Origin of the sequence: Pseudomonas sp. P8_229 (assembly GCF_034008635.1) — a bacterium.
Taxonomy (GTDB): Bacteria; Pseudomonadota; Gammaproteobacteria; order Pseudomonadales; family Pseudomonadaceae; genus Aquipseudomonas.
Genome location: NZ_CP125378.1, coordinates 4,823,727 through 4,840,901, shown reverse-complemented (window position 1 = coordinate 4,840,901; position 17,175 = coordinate 4,823,727). Strand labels below are relative to the sequence as shown.

Below are 17,175 nucleotides of genomic sequence, written 5' to 3'. Positions count from 1 at the left end.
AAGCCCATCACAACAATAAGGATGATTACGATGCAAGGCATGATCATCAGCAACCCGCGCCTGGAATTCCTGCGCCCGATGCTTGAACGCTGGTTTGACTGTATCGACCGCTACAACGCCGTGCGCGGCGACAACGACACGCCTTACTGGCATGACGAGAAAGCCAATCTCGGATTGCTCTCCGCTGCGGCATGGATGGCCGAGCTGGTGACCCTTTGCGACACCACCACCCGCAAGCAGAACGAGGACGGCGAGCGCAATGCCCGCGCCGACCTGTTCCTCGCCGGCGCCGAAGACCGCGCCTACCTCCAGGCCACCCAGCGCTGGCCGCGAGTCAACAACCTCAACCTGACCCAGGCCTTGCAGGACATCACCAGCGATGCCAAACGCATCAGCTTTGCCAGCGACCTCAAGCTCGGCTGCCTGTTCGTCGCCCCGCAAAAGGCCCAGCACAGCGCCAGCCCCGAAGAGCTGCAAGACATGGTCGACGACCTGCAAAAGGAACACTGCTGCGCGGTCGCCTGGTATTTCCCCTACGCCTACCGCAAGTTGCGCAGCGAAGCGGGCAACTACCATCCCGGCATTGCCGTGCTGTTCAAAGAGGCCCGTGGCTGAGCGGTTGAACCATCGGGTGCGCAGGCTCCTCTATGATTAGGCATGCATTCATAGGGAAGATCAGTAATGCGCAAAACCCAACTCGCTCTCGTCATCGCCCTCGCCGGAGGACTCGCCGCCTGCGGTGAGTCCTCCAGCCTGCAAGTTTCCGACGGCACCGGTCCGTCACCGAAACTGCCCGAACCCAACAACACTCTGATCCCGACAGTGAACATCGCACCGGCGGTCGGCTGGCCTGCGGGCGGCAAACCGACCGCAGCGGCCGGTACGCAAGTCGCAGCGTTTGCCGAAGGCCTCGACCATCCGCGCTGGCTCTACGTGCTGCCCAACGGCGACGTGCTGGTGGCGGAAACCAACGCCCCGCCCAAGCCTGACGACAGCAGCGGCATTCGCGGCTGGGTGATGAAGAAAGTCATGGGCAAGGCCGGCGCTGGTGTGCCGAGCCCGAATCGCATCACTCTGCTGCGCGATGCCGACCACGACGGCGTGGCCGAGACCCGCACGGTGTTTCTGCAGAATCTCAATTCGCCGTTCGGCATGACCCTGGTCGGCAACGATTTGTACGTCGCTGACACCGATCGCCTGCTGCGTTTCCACTACGAGCCGGGCGCTACCGAGATCAAGACCCAGCCGATCAAAGTCACCGACCTGCCAGGCGGCACTCTGAACCATCACTGGACCAAGAACGTCATCGCCAGCAAGGACGGCAGCAGGTTGTACGTCACCGTCGGCTCGAACAGCAACGTTGGCGAAAACGGGCTGGATAAAGAGGAAGGTCGCGCGGCGATCTGGGAAGTGGATCGCGCCACCGGCAACCACCGGATCTTCGCCTCGGGCATTCGCAACCCCAACGGTCTCGCGTGGGAACCTACCACCGGCGCACTGTGGACGGCGGTCAACGAGCGCGACGAAATCGGCAGCGACCTGGTGCCGGACTACATCACGTCGGTCAAGGACGGCGGCTTCTATGGCTGGCCGTTCAGCTATTACGGCCAACACGTGGATGTGCGCGTCAAACCGCAAAACCTAGACCTGGTGGCCAAGGCCATCGCGCCTGACTACGCCGTAGGCCCACACACCGCCTCCCTGGGCCTGACTTTCGCCGAAGGCAACAGCTTGCCGGCGCAATTCCAGCAAGGCGCGTTCATCGGCCAGCACGGTTCATGGAACCGCAAACCGCACAGTGGCTATAAAGTGATTTTCGTACCGTTCGCGGCAGGCAAGCCAAACGGGGCACCGGTGGATGTGCTGACCGGCTTCCTCGACAAGGATGAGAACGCGTTGGGCCGCCCGGTGGGCGTGGTGATCGACCAGCAAGGTGGCTTGCTGGTGGCCGATGATGTGGGCAACAAGGTGTGGCGGGTGTCGTCCGCCAAATAATTTAGCGCCCAACACATAACAAATGTGGGAGCGGGCTTGCTCGCGAAAGCGTCAGGTCATCAACATCGTAGTTGAATGACACACCGCATTCGCGAGCAAGCCCGCTCCCACATTGGATTTCAGCGACTAAGGGTTATGCGCCAGATGCTCAGGCTGCAACACCCGCTTGGCACTCAGATAGGCTTTCTGCCAATACGCCTTCGACAGACTATCGAGCTTCACCGTGCCGCCGGTTGCCGGCGCATGCACGAAGCGCCCTTCCCCGACGTAGATCCCTGCATGACTGACTTGCGAGCCGCCATTGGTGGCGAAGAAGATCAGATCTCCGGTCTGCAAGCCTTCTTTGCCAACGTTCGGCGCCTGCATCACGATCAGCTCACGCGTCGAGCGAGGCAGATTGATACCGGCCGCGTCGCGGTAAACAAAACCGATCAGACCACTGCAGTCGAACCCCGAATCAGGCGTGTTGCCACCCCAGCGGTAAGGTGTACCAACCAGGCCGAGCGCGCGAAACAGCACGTCTTCAGCAGCGGGGGAGAATGATTGGGAAGGTCCGAACACCACCGGGGCGCGTACGACGGGCGCAGGCGGCGGTGTGCGACTGGCGCAGGCGCTGAGCAGCGCTGCGAAGAAGATCAAAGCAAGGCGGGCCGACATCGTCATAAGCAGAACATCCTGATCTGGCTGCGGCTTTCTCTGCCGAATGGACAGAAAACAAAACCGCCTGCGGAGCACGCAGGCGGTTTGCCATCAATATAGATACAGGATTCTAGCGGCTATACGACAAACTTCAAGTAAGACTTTAACTTCACCTTGTAAAGTCTAGGTCTACTCCGTTGCCGAGGGCCGTTTTGGTCGCCACGGACGTGGCGACAACGGGGGAATCACTTGCGAGCGGTGACCACGGTCGGCGCCATCGCGAGGGCGCGCTTGGCTTCGATGAAGGTCTTGCTCCAGTAGCTGTCACCCAGGCTGTCGATGCGAACACCGCCGCTGCGACGACTGCTGGAGTGAATGAACTGGTTGTCGCCCAGGTAGATCCCGGCGTGACTTACACGACCGCGACGACCATTGGTGGCGAAGAACAGCAGATCACCCGGCTCCAGATTGCTGCGCGAGACCAGCGGGGCATCCACATTGATCATTTCGCGGGTGGAGCGCGGCAGATTCATGCCGGCTTCTTCGCGGAACAGGTAACCGATGAAACCGCTGCAGTCGAAACCGGCTTCAGAGGTACCGCCGAAACGGTAACGGGTACCGATCAGGGACATGCCGCGTTCGAGGATGCTGTCGGCCAGAACCGGAAGCTCGTAAGGCTTCTTGCCGTTGAAATCGGCGAGTTCTTTTTCAGTAGCCAGCTCTTCCTGATAAATAACGGAAGACTGGGCAGTAGCAGAATTTTTAACCTGTTGAGGCTGCTCTTGAACTGGAGAATGAGCAGCGCAACCGAACAACAGGGTGACGAGTGCGAGAGGCACGAGGGGTGCGAAGCGATTTAGCATGGGCACGACCGTGGCTGAAGTTGTAAAGAAGCCGAGACTATGCCCGCTATCAGCCTCATTTGCAAATTCAATCGATCTTTTTGTGACTTCCCGGTTTCTCGTTTACATCTAAGCGCTTAAGCCCATTTGAATCGATACGCGGTCTGCACACGGTGCGGAAAAGCGGATTTTCTGGCGCCTGAAATATGTCGAAACCGGCTGCAAGCCGCGTATTTCAAGGGCTGGACTACCAACCGAGAGTTTCTTTGAGGAACGGAATTGTGAGCTTGCGCTGCGCCTGCAACGAGGCCTGATCCAGTTGTTCGAGCAAGTCGAACAATGCACTCATGCTGCGGGTACCGCGGGTCAAAATAAAATGACCGACCTCATCGGTCAGGTGCAGACCGCGACGCGAAGCGCGCAACTGCAGCGCGCGCAATTTGTCTTCATCGGAAAGCGGTCGCATCTGGAAGATCAGCGCCAGGGTCAGGCGTGATTTGAGGTCGGCCAGTTTGACCGGCAGCTCGCGCGGCGAGGTGGACGCGGCGATCAGCAGGCGCCGACCGCTGTCACGCAGACGGTTAAACAGATGAAACATCGCCTCTTCCCAGTCCGGCTTGCCGGCAATCACCTGCAAGTCATCCAGGCAGACCAGCTCGTACTGTTCAAGGTTGTCGAGAATTTCGATGCCGCGATCCATCAACTCGGCCAACGGCAGATACACTGCCGGCTCACCCATCTGCTCGAAACGCAGACACGCAGCCTGCAACAGATGCGTACGTCCTACGCCATGCTTGCCCCACAGATAGATCAGGCTTTCGGTCCAGCCAGCGTCGGCTTCGCATAGGCGCTCGACATAGCCGAGTGCAGCGGCATTGGCGCCTGGGTAGTAGTTGATGAAGGTGGCGTCGTCACGCAGACGCACACCTAGGGGCAGCTGAATCGGTTTCATGCTGACTGAACAGTTCTCAAGGAACCGTTAGTGGCCTCTGTGTAAAGTTTGCGAAGTTTATACCCGTGAAGCTGAGCGCACAATGCGACAGACCCCAAGCAAAATCAAAGGTTTGCGTTAACGCGCTGGTTTTATGACAGTTTCTCTGACGCGGCGCCGAACAAACTCACCGCAAAACACGGGCCAACCCGGTGCAATACCGGGCCGCCCGCGATGAGGCTACAACTCGGGGTCGTCGACCCCGCTGTAGATATCAGAGTCCTTGTACAAATCGTGCACGTGACGCACCAGCACCATGATTACCGCCGCCACCGGCAATGCCAGCAAGACACCGGTGAAACCGAACAGCTCGCCACCGGCCAGAATCGCGAAGATCACCGCCACCGGATGCAGACCGATCCGGTCGCCCACCAGCAGTGGCGTCAGCACCATGCCTTCCAGGGCCTGCCCCACCATGAACACCGCGACAATCCCGATCATCGGATACAGATCGCCACCGAACTGGAACAACCCGGCAATCAGTGCCGCGCCAATCCCGATCACGAAGCCCATGTACGGCACGATCGCTGCCAGTCCCGCGATCAGGCCGATCAACAGCCCCAACTCCAGACCGACGATCATCAGGCCTGCGGCGTAGATCACACCCAGCGCCAGCATGACCAGCAATTGCCCGCGCACGAACGCACCTAGCACCTCGTGACATTCGCCAGCCAATGAGACGATGGTTTCTTCGCGATCGCGCGGCAACAGGCTGCGAATCTTGGCCATCATCACGTCCCAGTCGCGCAGCAGGTAAAAGCTCACCACAGGAATCAGCACCAGGTTCGCCAGCCAGCCAATCAGCGCCAGGCTTGAAGCTGTCGCCTGACTCAACACCACACTGACGATGTCGGTGGTCTGGCCCATGTGCTCGCTGATCGCTGACTTGACCTTGTCGAACTTCCAGAAACCGTCCGACAAGCCCAGTTTCGACTGCGCCCACGGCAATGCGGTGTGCTGCAGCCAGTCGAGCATCTGCGGCGCCAGTTCATACAAACGCAGCAACTGCTTGGCGAGCATCGGCACCAACACCAGCAACAGGGTCGTGACGATCAACGTGAACAAGGCAAACACCGCGATCACGCCCCAAGTGCGCGACAGGCCGAGTCGCTCAAGGCGATCCACCAGCGGATCGAACAGATACGCCAGCAGCAACGCCACCAGAAACGGCGTGAGGATCGGGTGCAGCAACCAGACAAACGCGCAAAGCAGGACTACCCCACCGAGCCAGAACCAACGCCGCGAATCGGCCATGTACCACTCCTGTTGCTTATATATAAAGAAAGACTTACCAGCGAAACCGCAACGATGGCGCCACAGGTGCCGGGGCCGCAGCGACAACCGGCGCAGAACCGGCAACGGCCGGTTGTGGTGGCGCCACCGGTGCCGGCGCTTCAGCCGGCAACTCCTGCAACTTCGCCAGCGACAATTGCGCGCGCAACTGATCGGCGCTGCCGCTGACCCGATACACGATGCGATCACCCTCGACACTTTGCAGACGCACACCGAATGGTTCGAGTAACCGCAGCAGCGCGGCATAATGCTCAAGATTCATGCCCTGCACTTCCAGGGTCTGTTGACCCGACACCCCAGGCTTGGCAACAAACCTCGGCGCCAGACGCTCGGCCACCGCCAGCATCACCGCATCGGCCACTGCAGCCTGATCAGCGCCCTGCACGCTGCCGGCCTCTTTTTGATCGCCCAGCCACAGATGCCATTTGGCCTGCCACTGCCCACCTTCTTCGTGCGCATGCACCGCCAGCAAGGCATCCGCGCCGTAACGCTCCGAAGCCCCGTGCAACGGCGCAGGATCGGTGCCGTCCAGCACCGGCGCGGTGGCCACCAGTTGTTCACTCAGATCCGCCAGAGGCAAGCGCAACGGCAGACCACGATGCTGGGCCGCCGCACGCAACGGCGCAGCAGCGGCCTGACCGTCACCGACCAGGCTCGAACCTTCAGTCGAATCGTTCAGCCACCAGCTCAGGATCGACGGTCGACTCGCGCCCCACAACGACAGCCCCGCGCGACGCAGCGCCTGCTCGGTGGTGGCCGGATCGAAATCGACTTTCAGCACTTCCGGCGGCCCGGCATCGAAACCGAACTGGCTGATGATCTGTTGCGGATCCTTGCGAATCGCCGCCAGACCCGGGCTCTGCGGCGCCTTCGGGTCGCCGGTCAGACGCAACACCAGCGTATCCAGCGCAGCCTGTGTGGCGCGATCACGCTCTTCGGGTGCCTGGCTGCTGACCGGCTGGCGTACTTGATAGAGACCTTTGAGGTTTTCGGCGTGACTCGCCAGGCTGACCACAGACAAACAACCCACAACCAACAATTTACAAAAACGCATGGAAAATTCCCGTCGACAGGAGCGGCTGGAACAGGCCGCGTGAACCGGTTAAGCAAGGCTGTGACAATCTGCCATCGCAAAACATTCACACGGTAGCGGTAAGTTTTTGCACAGTGATAACGATAGACGGTTAATCGGCACACCTTATACAGGCACCCAGTCAGCACAATTGCAAAAAAATTCGGTCGATTATGTCTCTGCCCGTCGGCGCAAGGATGGCCGCTGCCCCTCAAGCCTGATAAAATCGCGCGCCTTCGCAGACCGGCAACAGCCGGGCACCCCGAAATTCGCGTGAGGCTATCGCCCCACCGGTTTTGGCGTTCCCGCTGAACTCGGTCGTTACCCCTGAATCCCCTCCCCTAAAGGCCTGGATCATGAGCAAGCAACCCTCCCTGAGCTACAAGGACGCCGGTGTAGACATCGACGCCGGTGAAGCATTGGTCGAACGCATCAAGAGCGTCGCCAAGCGCACTGCGCGCCCGGAAGTCATGGGCGGCCTGGGCGGTTTCGGCGCCCTCTGCGAAATCCCGGCCGGCTACAAGCAGCCTGTGCTGGTTTCCGGTACCGACGGCGTCGGCACCAAGCTGCGCCTGGCGCTGAACCTGAACAAGCACGACAGCATCGGCATCGACCTGGTTGCCATGTGCGTCAACGACCTCGTCGTTTGCGGCGCAGAGCCACTGTTCTTCCTCGATTACTACGCCACCGGCAAACTGAATGTCGACACCGCAGCCCAGGTTGTAACCGGCATCGGCGCCGGCTGCGAACTGTCCGGTTGCTCGCTGGTCGGCGGTGAAACCGCTGAAATGCCTGGCATGTACGAAGGCGAAGACTACGACCTGGCCGGTTTCTGCGTCGGCGTGGTGGAAAAGGCTGAAATCATCGACGGCTCGAAAGTCGCCACCGGTGACGCGCTGATCGCCCTGCCATCGTCCGGCCCGCACTCCAACGGCTACTCGCTGATCCGCAAGATCATCGAAGTGTCCGGCGCCGACATCGAAAACATCCAGCTCGACGGCAAACCACTGACCGACCTGCTGATGGCCCCGACCCGCATCTACGTGAAGCCGCTGCTCAAGCTGATCAAAGACACCGGCGCGGTCAAAGCCATGGCCCACATCACCGGTGGCGGCCTGCTGGACAACATCCCGCGCGTTCTGCCAAAAGGTGCTCAGGCCGTGGTTGACGTGGCCAGCTGGACTCGCCCGGCCGTCTTCGACTGGCTGCAAGAGCAAGGCAACGTCGACGAAACCGAAATGCACCGCGTGCTGAACTGCGGCGTCGGCATGGTGATCTGCGTGGCTCAGGAGCACGTAGACGTTGCTCTGAAGACCCTGCGCGACGCTGGCGAACAGCCTTGGGTCATCGGCCAGATCGCCGCTGCCGCCGAAGGTGCAGCTCAGGTTGATCTGCAGAACCTTAAGGCTCATTAATGTCCGCAACCTGTGATGTCGTGGTGCTGTTGTCCGGCACCGGCAGTAACTTGCAGGCTCTGATCGACAGCACGCGGACCGGCGACAGCCCGGTCCGCATCGCTGCGGTGATTTCCAACCGCGTCGACGCCTACGGCCTGCAACGCGCCAGTGACGCGGGTATCGCCACCCGCTCGCTGGATCACAAGGCATTCGAAGGTCGCGAGGCCTTCGATGCTGCCCTGATCGAACTGATCGACGAATTCAAACCGAAACTCGTGGTACTGGCCGGCTTCATGCGCATTCTCAGCGCTGATTTCGTTCGCCACTACCAGGGTCGCCTGCTCAATATCCACCCGTCGCTGCTGCCCAAATACAAAGGGTTACACACTCATCAGCGCGCGCTGGAGGCCGGCGACGCCGAGCACGGCTGCTCAGTGCACTTCGTCACCGAGGAACTCGATGGCGGACCACTGGTCGTACAGGCAGTATTACCGGTAGAGTTGCACGACACGCCGCAGAGTCTGGCGCAGCGAGTCCATGTTCAGGAACACCTGATCTACCCGATGGCTGTACGCTGGTTTGCCGAAGGGCGACTGGCACTCGGTGAGCAAGGTGCTTTACTGGATGGCCAGTTACTCGCGGCCAGCGGCCACTTGATTCGACACTAGGAGATTTTATGCGTCGCGCCCTGCTTTTCGCTTGCGCCTTGCTCGCCCTGCCCTTCGCGCAGGCGGCAGACCTTCAACCGTTCTCCGCCAGCTACACCGCCGACTGGAAGCAGTTACCCATGAGCGGCACCGCCGAACGCAGCCTGACCAAGGAAGCCAACGGCGTCTGGAAACTCAGCTTCAAGGCGTCGATGATGATCGCCAACCTGACCGAAGAAAGCACCCTGACCGTCGACAAGGACACGTTGCTGCCACAGTCCTACCACTTCGAACGGGGTGGTTTGGGCAAGGCCAAGAAGTCTGACCTGGATTTCGACTGGAACGCCAAGATGGTCACCGGTATCGATCGTGGTGACGCGGTCAAGGTTCCACTCAACCGCGGCATGGTCGACAAGTCCACGTATCAACTGGCACTGCAACACGACCTGGCGTCCGGCAAGAAGACCATGAGCTATCAAGTGGTCGACGGCGGCGATGTCGATACCTACGACTTCCGCGTACTGGGTACCGAAAAAGTCGAAACGAAAGCCGGCAAGATCGACGCGATCAAAGTCGAGCGCGTGCGCGATCCGACACAAAGCAAGCGCATCACCGTCCTGTGGTTCGCCAAGGACTGGGATTACCTGCTGGTTCGCCTGCAACAAGTTGAAACCGACGGCAAGGAGTACAACATCATGCTCCAGGACGGCACGGTCAACGGCAAAACCGTTAAAGGCAGCTGATCCGACGCAACAACGAAAAGCCCCGCCAATGCGGGGCTTTTTTGTGCCTGCAATCCAACCGGAAATGGATGCAAGACCTGTAGGAGTGAGCCTGCTCGCGATAGCGGACTGTCAGACAACACATGCAGTGAATGTCAGACAGCAATCGCGAGCAGGCTCACTCCTACAGGGTATAGCACCGCTCAGACCGAAAACTTCGCCACCATATTGTTCAAATCCACCGCCAGCCGCGACAGTTCCTGACTCGCCGCGCTGGTCTGATTGGCCCCCGCCGACGTCTGCATCGCCAGATCGCGGATGTTCATCAGATTGCGGTCCACCTCCCGCGCCACCGCCGCCTGCTCCTCCGAGGCGCTGGCGATCACCAGGTTGCGCTCGTTGATCAAGGTGAACGCCGAGGCGATCTCCTCCAGCGCCATACCCGCTGCCTTCGCCAACTCCAGGGTCGAATGCGCACGAATGTTGCTCTGCTGCATCGAGCTCACCGCCGAATCAGTACCCTGCCGAATGCCGCCGATCATCTGCTCGATTTCCTGGGTCGACTGCTGGGTACGATGCGCCAGCGCCCGCACCTCATCGGCCACCACCGCAAAACCACGCCCCGCATCCCCGGCGCGCGCCGCTTCAATCGCGGCGTTCAGCGCCAGCAGATTGGTCTGTTCGGCAATCGAACGGATCACGTCCAGCACCTTGCTGATGCCATGAACCTTCTGCGCCAGGTCTTCCACCTGCGTGGCGTTGGACGTGACATCCTCGGCCAGGGATTCGATTGACGTCACGGTCTGCTTGACCTGCTCGCGCCCATGCTGGGCAATGCGGTCAGACTCGCGCGATGCCTCGGAAGTCGCCACCGCATTGCTCGCCACCTCTTCCACTGCAGCGGTCATCTGATTGACCGCTGTCGCGGCCTGCTCGATCTCCAGGCTCTGCTGATGCAGCCCGCGCGTGGCGTCTTCGGTGACGCAACTGAGTTCCTCCGAGGCCGACGCCAGTTGGCTGGACGACTCGGAAATCTGCCGGATAGTGTCGCGCAAATTGTGTTGCATGCTTTTCAGCGCCTGCAGCAGCCGCGCCGGTTCGTCCTTGCCGGAAATACTGATATCGCCCGTCAGATCGCCACCGGCCACCACTTGCGCCACACCCAGCGATTGCGCCAGCGGCAGGACAATGCTGCGGGTCAGCAGCAGCGCCAGACCGATGGTGATCAGCGCGGTGATGCCGATCATCACACCGACCCACACCCGCGAATTGATAAACACCAACCGCGCTGCTTCGGTCGCGAGATTAGCGTTGTGCTTGTTCAGCTCGACCAGGTCGCGCAAGGTCACAGCGATGTCGTCCGCCAACGGACTCATCTGGCCGTTGAGAATTGCCGCCGCCTCCTCCACCCGGTTCTGCGCCGACAACGTCATGACCTGCGCCTGCAGCTCCAGATACTTGTGCTCGGCGACCTTGAAGCGATCAAACAGACTTCGCTCCTCGGGCAACACAATCAACACGTCATAGCGTTGCTGGGCCTCACTCAACACACTGCGCAGCTCGTTGAGCTTGGTGACATTCTGCTCCAGAGCCTGCGGATCGCGATTGAGCAGCAGGCGCATGGTCAGCGCCCGCAGGCGCAGCATGTCCTGACTCATCTCGCCAACCGCCATCACGCTCGGCAGCCAGTTGTTATCGACCTCATCAGACTGCGCGCGCATGTTCGACATCTGCAGCAGGGCGAACGCCCCCAGGGCAAACACCATCAGCGCCAGCAAACCAAAACCCAGGCCGGCACGCGGCGCGATATTGAGACTACGGATACTCATTACTCTGGTTCCTTCCAAAAGCGCTGCATCAACCCTGCAGCTGGTTGCCTTAGAAGGTATCGGCCCAGCGTAAATTTGCGTAAGACGAAAAGGTGATATCAAAAGGCCTTGATACTTCTAACCCTTGGCATTAACGATTCAGCGGGGCTTTTCCAGCACTTGGGCGCTGTTCGCGGCAATATCGCCAGGAAGTTGTCCCGGGCGACTTTACGCGCGACGTCTTCGGGCAAGGCATCGAGAAACGGCGTGAAGCTGTGCATTTCCTGACCAAGTTTGTTGAATCGGCCTACAACATCCGAGCCGATCATGAAGCGCTCCGGGTATTTCTCCACCTATGCCAGTCATTCCTGGCGCGGCTTGCCCAACTCGTCCAACAGATTAGGGCGTGAGAAAGTGGAACGCGTGCTTGTGGGAATGCTCTATAACTGCAAGGTCTTTTTTGATCACACGACTTTTCCTACTGCCAGTGAGGTTGCCATGACTGTTACCGTCAACACCGTCTCCGCCGAAGGTTTTCGTCACACCGTAAAGATCGACGAGCACGAATTGTTTGCCGACGTACCGAAGTCGGCCGGTGGCGAAGGCACCGCGCCTGAGCCGCACGACTACTTCGACGCAGCCCTTGGCGCTTGCAAGGCCCTGACCTTGAAGATGTACGCGAAGAAGAAAGACATCCCGCTGACCGGCGTCGGTGTCGAGGTCAAACGTGACAGTAGCGAGGAACAGAAAGGCAAATACGTGCTACACGTCACCCTCACGCTCAAGGGCGTGCTGACTGACGCGCAACGCGAAGAGTTGCTACGAGTGGCCGACCGCTGCCCGATCCACAAACTGATGACCACGACCGACGTCAGCATCGAAACCCACGCCCCGCAAGGCTTCGATAGCCAGTAATCCCCCTCGCGCCAGCGGCGGGTTATGCTTCTGGCATCACCCGCTCAGTCTGGAATGCACCATGGACACGCAACCTCTGATCATCCGCCCGCGCGCCGAAGACGTCGAAGGCCAGCCGATCCTGCGCCCGCTGCCGTCAGCCAAATGCCGCAGCGTCGGGCCTTTCGTGTTTTTCGACCACATGCTCGAGACGGTTTATCCGACGGGCAAAGGCATGAACATCCGACAGCATCCGCACATTGGTCTGTCGACCCTCACCTACCTGTTCCAAGGACAGATCCAGCACAAGGACAGCCTCGGCTCCGATCAAGTGGTCAGCGCCGGTGATGTCAGCTGGATGACTGCGGGCAGCGCCATCGCCCACGTCGAGCGCACGCCCGAGCCGTTGTGGGAGCAGAGCTTCACGATGCACGGCTTGCAGATCTGGCTGGCTTCGCCCAAGGACCACGAGCAAGGCCCGGGTCATTACAGCCATCACCCCGCGGCAACGCTACCGGTCAGCGATAACCTCGGCGTGCAGATTCGCATGATTGCCGGTTCAGGCTTTTGCCTGGAATCGCCGGTGCCAGTGCTTTCTCCAACGCTGTACGCCGAAGTGAAGATGCAGACAGCAACGACACTGCTGATCCCGACCGAGCACGAGGAACGGGCGATTTATGTGCTCAGTGGTGATGCACAGTTGAACGGCGAAACGATCGAGCCGCATGCGCTGATGGTGTTGCCGGCCGGGGAAGAGATGAGCCTGTTTGCCGAGAGTGATGTGCATGCAGTGGTGTTCGGCGGCGCGCCGCTGGACGGGCCACGGCGGATCAACTGGAATTTTGTCGCGAGCGATCCGGCGGTGATCGATGAAGCGCGACGCAAATGGGCGGCCGGGGATTGGCCGACGGTGCCGGGGGAAGTTGAACGGATCGAGTTGCCGCGCTGAAAAGCACCCTCACCCCAGCCCTCCCGAAACGTCGGACCGCCCGGAGGGAGAGGGCGCCGACCGAGGTGTCTTGCGTCATACATCGACCTGAAAAATCTTGGCGATTATGGATTCACCAAGACACTTTCAGGTCGGCGTAACCCTCAAGCATCCCCCAATCAGTCCCCTCTCCCTCTGGGAGAGGGTTAGGGTGAGGGGCTTTTGCTTTTCAGGCTTTAGCCCTTGAACACTTCATCCAGCAAATCATGCATCGACTTGAACGCGCGCTTCGCGGTCTTGGCGTCGTACATCATCTTGCCCGGTACATTGGCATGCGGATCGGTGAACGAATGCACCGCACCACCGTAGCTCAGCAACTGCCAATCCACATTCGCCGCATTCATCTCGTCTTCAAATGCCGGCAACTGCTCTTTCGGCACCAATGGATCGGCAGCGCCATGCAGCACCAGCACCGAGCCCTTGATGTTCTTCGCGTCCGCCGGGTTCGGCGAATCCAGCGTGCCGTGGAACGACACGGCAGCCTTCACCGGCGCGCCAGTACGGGCCAGATCCAGTGCACAGCAACCGCCGAAGCAGAAACCGAACACTGCCAGTTTCGACGTATCGACCGCCGCTTCGCCCTGCTTCTGCAACTGCTCGAACGCTGCCTGCATGCGCTTGCGCAGCAATGCACGGTCGTTCTTCAGTGGCATCATCGCCGCGCCGGCCTGGTCCGCGTTCTGCGGGCGCACAGCCTGGCCGTAAACGTCAGCGATCAACACCACGTAGCCCTTGGCCGCGACCGACTTGGCGATCTCCTCGGCACCGGCGCTGACGCCCATCCAGTTCGGCGCCATCAACAGGCCCGGGCGTGCGCCCTTGTGCTCGGCGTCGAACGCCAGACGACCTTCATAAGGCTGGCCATCAAGCTGATAGACCACGGAACGTACAGTGACTTGGCTCATTTCTGACTCCTGAAGGGTAAACACCAGAATGAAAAAACCCGCCGAAGCGGGTTTTTATACAACGTGATTAAACCGACAGTTCAACCAGCAGCTTGTTCAGACGGCGCACGTACGCGGCCGGATCCTTCAAGCTGTCGCCGGCAGCCAGGGCTGCCTGATCGAAGAGAATGTGCGACAGGTCGCCAAAACGCTCTTCGCTCTGCTCGCCGTCGAGTTTCTCGATCAGCGGGTGGCTTGGATTGAATTCGAAGATCGGCTTCGAATCCGGCACTTTCTGGCCGCTGGCTTCGAGGATCTGGCGCATTTGCAGACCCAGATCCTGTTCTCCGATGGCCAGAATGGCTGGCGAGTCGGTCAGGCGATGGGATACGCGAACCTCGGCAACCGAATCGCCCAGTGCGGTTTTCAGACGCTCAACCAGACCTTCTTTGGACTTGGCGACTTCTTGCGCAGCCTTCTTGTCCTCTTCCGAGTCCAGGTTGCCCAGATCGAGGTCACCGCGTGCCACGTCGACAAAGGTCTTGCCGTCGAATTCGCTGAGGTAGCTCATCAGCCACTCATCGATGCGATCGGTCAGCAGCAGCACTTCGATGCCTTTCTTGCGGAAGACTTCCAGGTGCGGGCTGTTCTTGACCTGCGCGTAGGTTTCGCCGGTGAGGTAGTAGATCTTGTCCTGACCTTCCTTGGCGCGGGCCAGGTAGTCAGCCAGACCGACGATCTGCTCGCCGTCATCGCCCAGGGTCGATGCGAAGCGCAGCAGACCGGCAATTTTTTCTTTGTTGGCGAAATCTTCTGCCGGGCCTTCTTTCATGACCTGACCGAAGTTTTTCCAGAAGCCCTTGTATTGCTCAGGCTCGTTCTTCGCCAGTTTTTCCAGCATGTCCAGCACACGCTTGGTCAGCGCCGACTTCATCGAGTCGATGATCGGGTCTTTCTGCAGGATTTCCCGCGACACGTTCAGCGACAGGTCGTTGGAATCGACCACGCCTTTAATGAAGCGCAGGTACAGCGGCAGGAACGACTCTGCCTGGTCCATCACGAACACACGCTGCACGTACAGCTTCAGGCCTTTCGGCGCTTCACGCTGGTACAGGTCGAACGGTGCACGGGCCGGCACGTACAGCAGTGAGCTGTACTCGAGCTTGCCTTCGACCTTGTTGTGGCTCCAGGCCAGCGGGTTTTCAAAGTCGTGAGCAATGTGTTTGTAGAACTCCTGGTACTCCTCGTCCTTCACTTCAGTGCGCGGACGGGTCCACAGGGCGCTGGCGCGGTTGACGGTTTCCCATTCAACGGCAGGGGCCTCTTCGCCTTCGGCAGCAGCCGCTTCTTTCGGCAGCTCGATCGGCAAAGCGATGTGGTCGGAGTACTTCTTGATGATGTTGCGCAGACGCCAGCCATCGGCGAACTCGTCTTCAGCCGCTTTCAGGTGCAGGACGATGCGGGTACCGCGCTCTGGCTTGTCGATGGTGGCGACTTCAAACTCGCCCTCGCCTTTCGACGACCAGTGCACGCCTTCGCTGGCTGGAGTGCCGGCGCGACGGCTGTACACGTCAACCTGGTCGGCAACGATGAAGGCAGAGTAGAAGCCCACACCGAACTGGCCGATCAGGTGCGAATCTTTCTTCTGATCGCCCGAGAGATTCTTCATGAAATCGGCGGTGCCCGATTTGGCGATGGTCCCCAGGTGGGTGATCACATCGTCACGGTTCATGCCGATACCGTTGTCTTCGAGGGTGACGGTTTTGGCGTCCTTGTCGAAGCTCACACGGATTTTCAGCTCAGCGCCACCTTCGAGCAACTCAGGCTTGGCCAGGGCTTCGAAGCGCAGCTTGTCGACAGCGTCAGAGGCGTTCGAGATCAATTCGCGAAGGAAAATTTCCTTGTTGGAATACAGCGAATGGATCATGAGGTGCAGCAGCTGCTTTACCTCGGTCTGGAAGCCCAGGGTTTCCTTTTGAGTTTCCACACTCATGGTCATCAAACTCCAATCAGATGGCATTGGCCGCGACCCAGATGGTCTGCGGCGGGTTGTTCACTGAGTTGGGGGCAGCGTTCAGGATTTCAAGGGCTCATCGATTTTGAAGTGTGCACGGGCGGTGGCAATCGGCTCGCTCTCGGTGCTTTGCCAGGCAGTGATCGCAACGTTGGCGACGCGGCGGCCCTGACGACAGACCTGACACTTGGCCCAAGTGTCGCGAAACTGCCCGGCACGCAGGTAATCAAGGGAGAAGTCGATGATCTTCGGCACCCCGGGCGCCCCGGTGAAGATCAATAAATGCAACGCGGCCGCCAGCTCCATGAACCCGGCAATCACCCCGCCATGGATGGCCGGCAATAAAGGGTTACCAATGTTGTCCTTGTTCGCCGGCAGCTTGAACAGCAATTCATCGCCGACTCGCGAGCATTCGATGCCGATCAGCCCGGCGTAGGGAATTATCTGCAGCAGCGGCGCGTAATCGCCCTGAGCGTGAGCCTGCTGCAACTGTTGCTTCCAGTCATCACTCATGGACGCTCTCCTTTGATCTTGCCGCCAAATCCCTGAGTGCCCTTCAGGCCCTTGCCCATGCGCATGAATGTGCCAACGACATGGGCGATCGGCTGCTGCGGGTCGTCCTGATAGGCAAAGCCGCGCGCGAAGATCACGTCGGTGGTGACCCGATAACACTGGGCGAAGCCGTAGACGTCCTTGTTCGGTTCAGCAGCGTGCATGTAGTCGATGCGCAGATCCAGCGTCGGGCAGACTTCGAATTCCGGCAGCACGCACAGTGTCGACATGCCGCATGCGGTGTCCATCAACGAAGTAATTGCCCCGCCATGGATCACGCCAGTCTGCGGATTGCCGACTATTTTCGCGCTGTACGGCAACTTTACCGTCAGCCCTTCAGTGCTGGCGCTGTGCACCGTCAAACCGAGCACCTGACAGTGGCGCAACGCCGTAAGAAATCGCGTCGCACGCTCAAAAACGGGGTTTTCGACCATTTG

General features: G+C 59.9%; 17 protein-coding genes and 1 pseudogene. 7 read left to right on the top strand and 11 right to left on the bottom strand.

The window, feature by feature from the left end; translation table 11 throughout:
* Positions 1-30 precede the first annotated feature (30 nt).
* Both QMK55_RS21930 and QMK55_RS21925 read left to right on the top strand, forming a co-directional pair.
* A complete protein-coding gene (locus QMK55_RS21930; protein ID WP_102356790.1) occupies positions 31-615 on the top strand; it encodes a hypothetical protein in 585 nt (194 codons plus the stop codon).
* 66 nt (positions 616-681) lie between these two features.
* Positions 682-1,995: a sorbosone dehydrogenase family protein gene (locus QMK55_RS21925; protein ID WP_320329948.1), complete on the top strand. Its 1,314-nt coding sequence runs from the start codon at positions 682-684 to the stop codon at positions 1,993-1,995.
* A 126-nt stretch (positions 1,996-2,121) separates the two neighbouring features.
* Here QMK55_RS21925 and QMK55_RS21920 read toward each other — a convergent pair whose 3' ends face one another.
* The 5 genes from QMK55_RS21920 to QMK55_RS21900 form a co-directional block, all read right to left on the bottom strand.
* A complete protein-coding gene (locus tag QMK55_RS21920; RefSeq protein WP_025111851.1) occupies positions 2,122-2,658 on the bottom strand; it encodes a C40 family peptidase in 537 nt (178 codons plus the stop codon).
* Between the two features lie 221 nt (positions 2,659-2,879).
* A complete protein-coding gene (locus tag QMK55_RS21915; protein ID WP_003223044.1) occupies positions 2,880-3,497 on the bottom strand; it encodes a C40 family peptidase in 618 nt (205 codons plus the stop codon).
* Between the two features lie 226 nt (positions 3,498-3,723).
* Positions 3,724-4,428 carry a DnaA regulatory inactivator Hda gene (gene hda / locus QMK55_RS21910; protein WP_025111852.1) on the bottom strand — a complete coding sequence of 235 codons (705 nt, stop codon included), beginning with the start codon at positions 4,426-4,428 and terminating at the stop codon, positions 3,724-3,726.
* Positions 4,429-4,647: 219 nt separating this feature from the next.
* Positions 4,648-5,721, bottom strand: coding sequence for an AI-2E family transporter (locus QMK55_RS21905; protein WP_102356792.1), 1,074 nt, complete (start codon positions 5,719-5,721; stop codon positions 4,648-4,650).
* Between the two features lie 34 nt (positions 5,722-5,755).
* The gene (locus QMK55_RS21900; RefSeq protein WP_320329947.1) at positions 5,756-6,814 is read right to left on the bottom strand and encodes a DUF2066 domain-containing protein; all 1,059 of its coding nucleotides are present in this window, start codon (positions 6,812-6,814) and stop codon (positions 5,756-5,758) included.
* A gap of 374 nt (positions 6,815-7,188) precedes the next feature.
* Between QMK55_RS21900 and purM the strand changes: the two genes are divergently transcribed.
* From purM to QMK55_RS21885, 3 genes are read left to right on the top strand one after another with little or no spacing between them, the layout of a single operon-like run.
* Positions 7,189-8,247: a phosphoribosylformylglycinamidine cyclo-ligase gene (gene purM, locus QMK55_RS21895; protein WP_102356794.1), complete on the top strand. Its 1,059-nt coding sequence runs from the start codon at positions 7,189-7,191 to the stop codon at positions 8,245-8,247.
* Positions 8,247-8,897 carry a phosphoribosylglycinamide formyltransferase gene (gene purN / locus QMK55_RS21890; protein ID WP_102356795.1) on the top strand — a complete coding sequence of 217 codons (651 nt, stop codon included), beginning with the start codon at positions 8,247-8,249 and terminating at the stop codon, positions 8,895-8,897. The genes purM and purN overlap by 1 nt, the downstream gene beginning before the upstream one ends.
* Before the next feature lie 8 nt (positions 8,898-8,905).
* On the top strand, positions 8,906-9,619 hold the full coding sequence (locus QMK55_RS21885; protein WP_102356796.1) for a DUF3108 domain-containing protein: 714 nt from the start codon (positions 8,906-8,908) through the stop codon (positions 9,617-9,619).
* Between the two features lie 182 nt (positions 9,620-9,801).
* Here QMK55_RS21885 and QMK55_RS21880 read toward each other — a convergent pair whose 3' ends face one another.
* Positions 9,802-11,427, bottom strand: a complete 1,626-nt coding sequence (locus QMK55_RS21880; RefSeq protein ID WP_320329946.1) for a methyl-accepting chemotaxis protein — start codon at positions 11,425-11,427, stop codon at positions 9,802-9,804.
* A gap of 130 nt (positions 11,428-11,557) precedes the next feature.
* Positions 11,558-11,810, bottom strand: a pseudogene (locus QMK55_RS21875) (amidohydrolase); the annotation flags it as partial.
* A gap of 94 nt (positions 11,811-11,904) precedes the next feature.
* Here QMK55_RS21875 and QMK55_RS21870 point away from each other — a divergent pair.
* Both QMK55_RS21870 and QMK55_RS21865 read left to right on the top strand, forming a co-directional pair.
* Complete coding sequence (locus QMK55_RS21870; protein ID WP_102356798.1) at positions 11,905-12,321, top strand: OsmC family protein; 417 nt, start codon at positions 11,905-11,907, stop codon at positions 12,319-12,321.
* A 61-nt stretch (positions 12,322-12,382) separates the two neighbouring features.
* Positions 12,383-13,249, top strand: coding sequence for a pirin family protein (locus QMK55_RS21865; RefSeq protein WP_102356799.1), 867 nt, complete (start codon positions 12,383-12,385; stop codon positions 13,247-13,249).
* A gap of 215 nt (positions 13,250-13,464) precedes the next feature.
* Here QMK55_RS21865 and QMK55_RS21860 read toward each other — a convergent pair whose 3' ends face one another.
* The 4 genes from QMK55_RS21860 to QMK55_RS21845 all read right to left on the bottom strand — a co-directional run bounded on the left by QMK55_RS21860 (position 13,465) and on the right by QMK55_RS21845 (position 17,172).
* On the bottom strand, positions 13,465-14,193 hold the full coding sequence (locus QMK55_RS21860) for a dienelactone hydrolase family protein (protein WP_102356800.1): 729 nt from the start codon (positions 14,191-14,193) through the stop codon (positions 13,465-13,467).
* Positions 14,194-14,260: 67 nt separating this feature from the next.
* Positions 14,261-16,165, bottom strand: coding sequence for a molecular chaperone HtpG (htpG, locus tag QMK55_RS21855; protein ID WP_320329945.1), 1,905 nt, complete (start codon positions 16,163-16,165; stop codon positions 14,261-14,263).
* Between the two features lie 81 nt (positions 16,166-16,246).
* Entirely contained in the window at positions 16,247-16,699 is a 453-nt protein-coding gene (locus QMK55_RS21850; RefSeq protein WP_102356801.1) for a PaaI family thioesterase, read from the bottom strand.
* Positions 16,696-17,172 carry a PaaI family thioesterase gene (locus QMK55_RS21845; protein WP_102356802.1) on the bottom strand — a complete coding sequence of 159 codons (477 nt, stop codon included), beginning with the start codon at positions 17,170-17,172 and terminating at the stop codon, positions 16,696-16,698. Before QMK55_RS21845 ends, QMK55_RS21850 begins: the two co-directional genes overlap by 4 nt.
* Between the last annotated feature and the right edge of the window lie 3 nt (positions 17,173-17,175).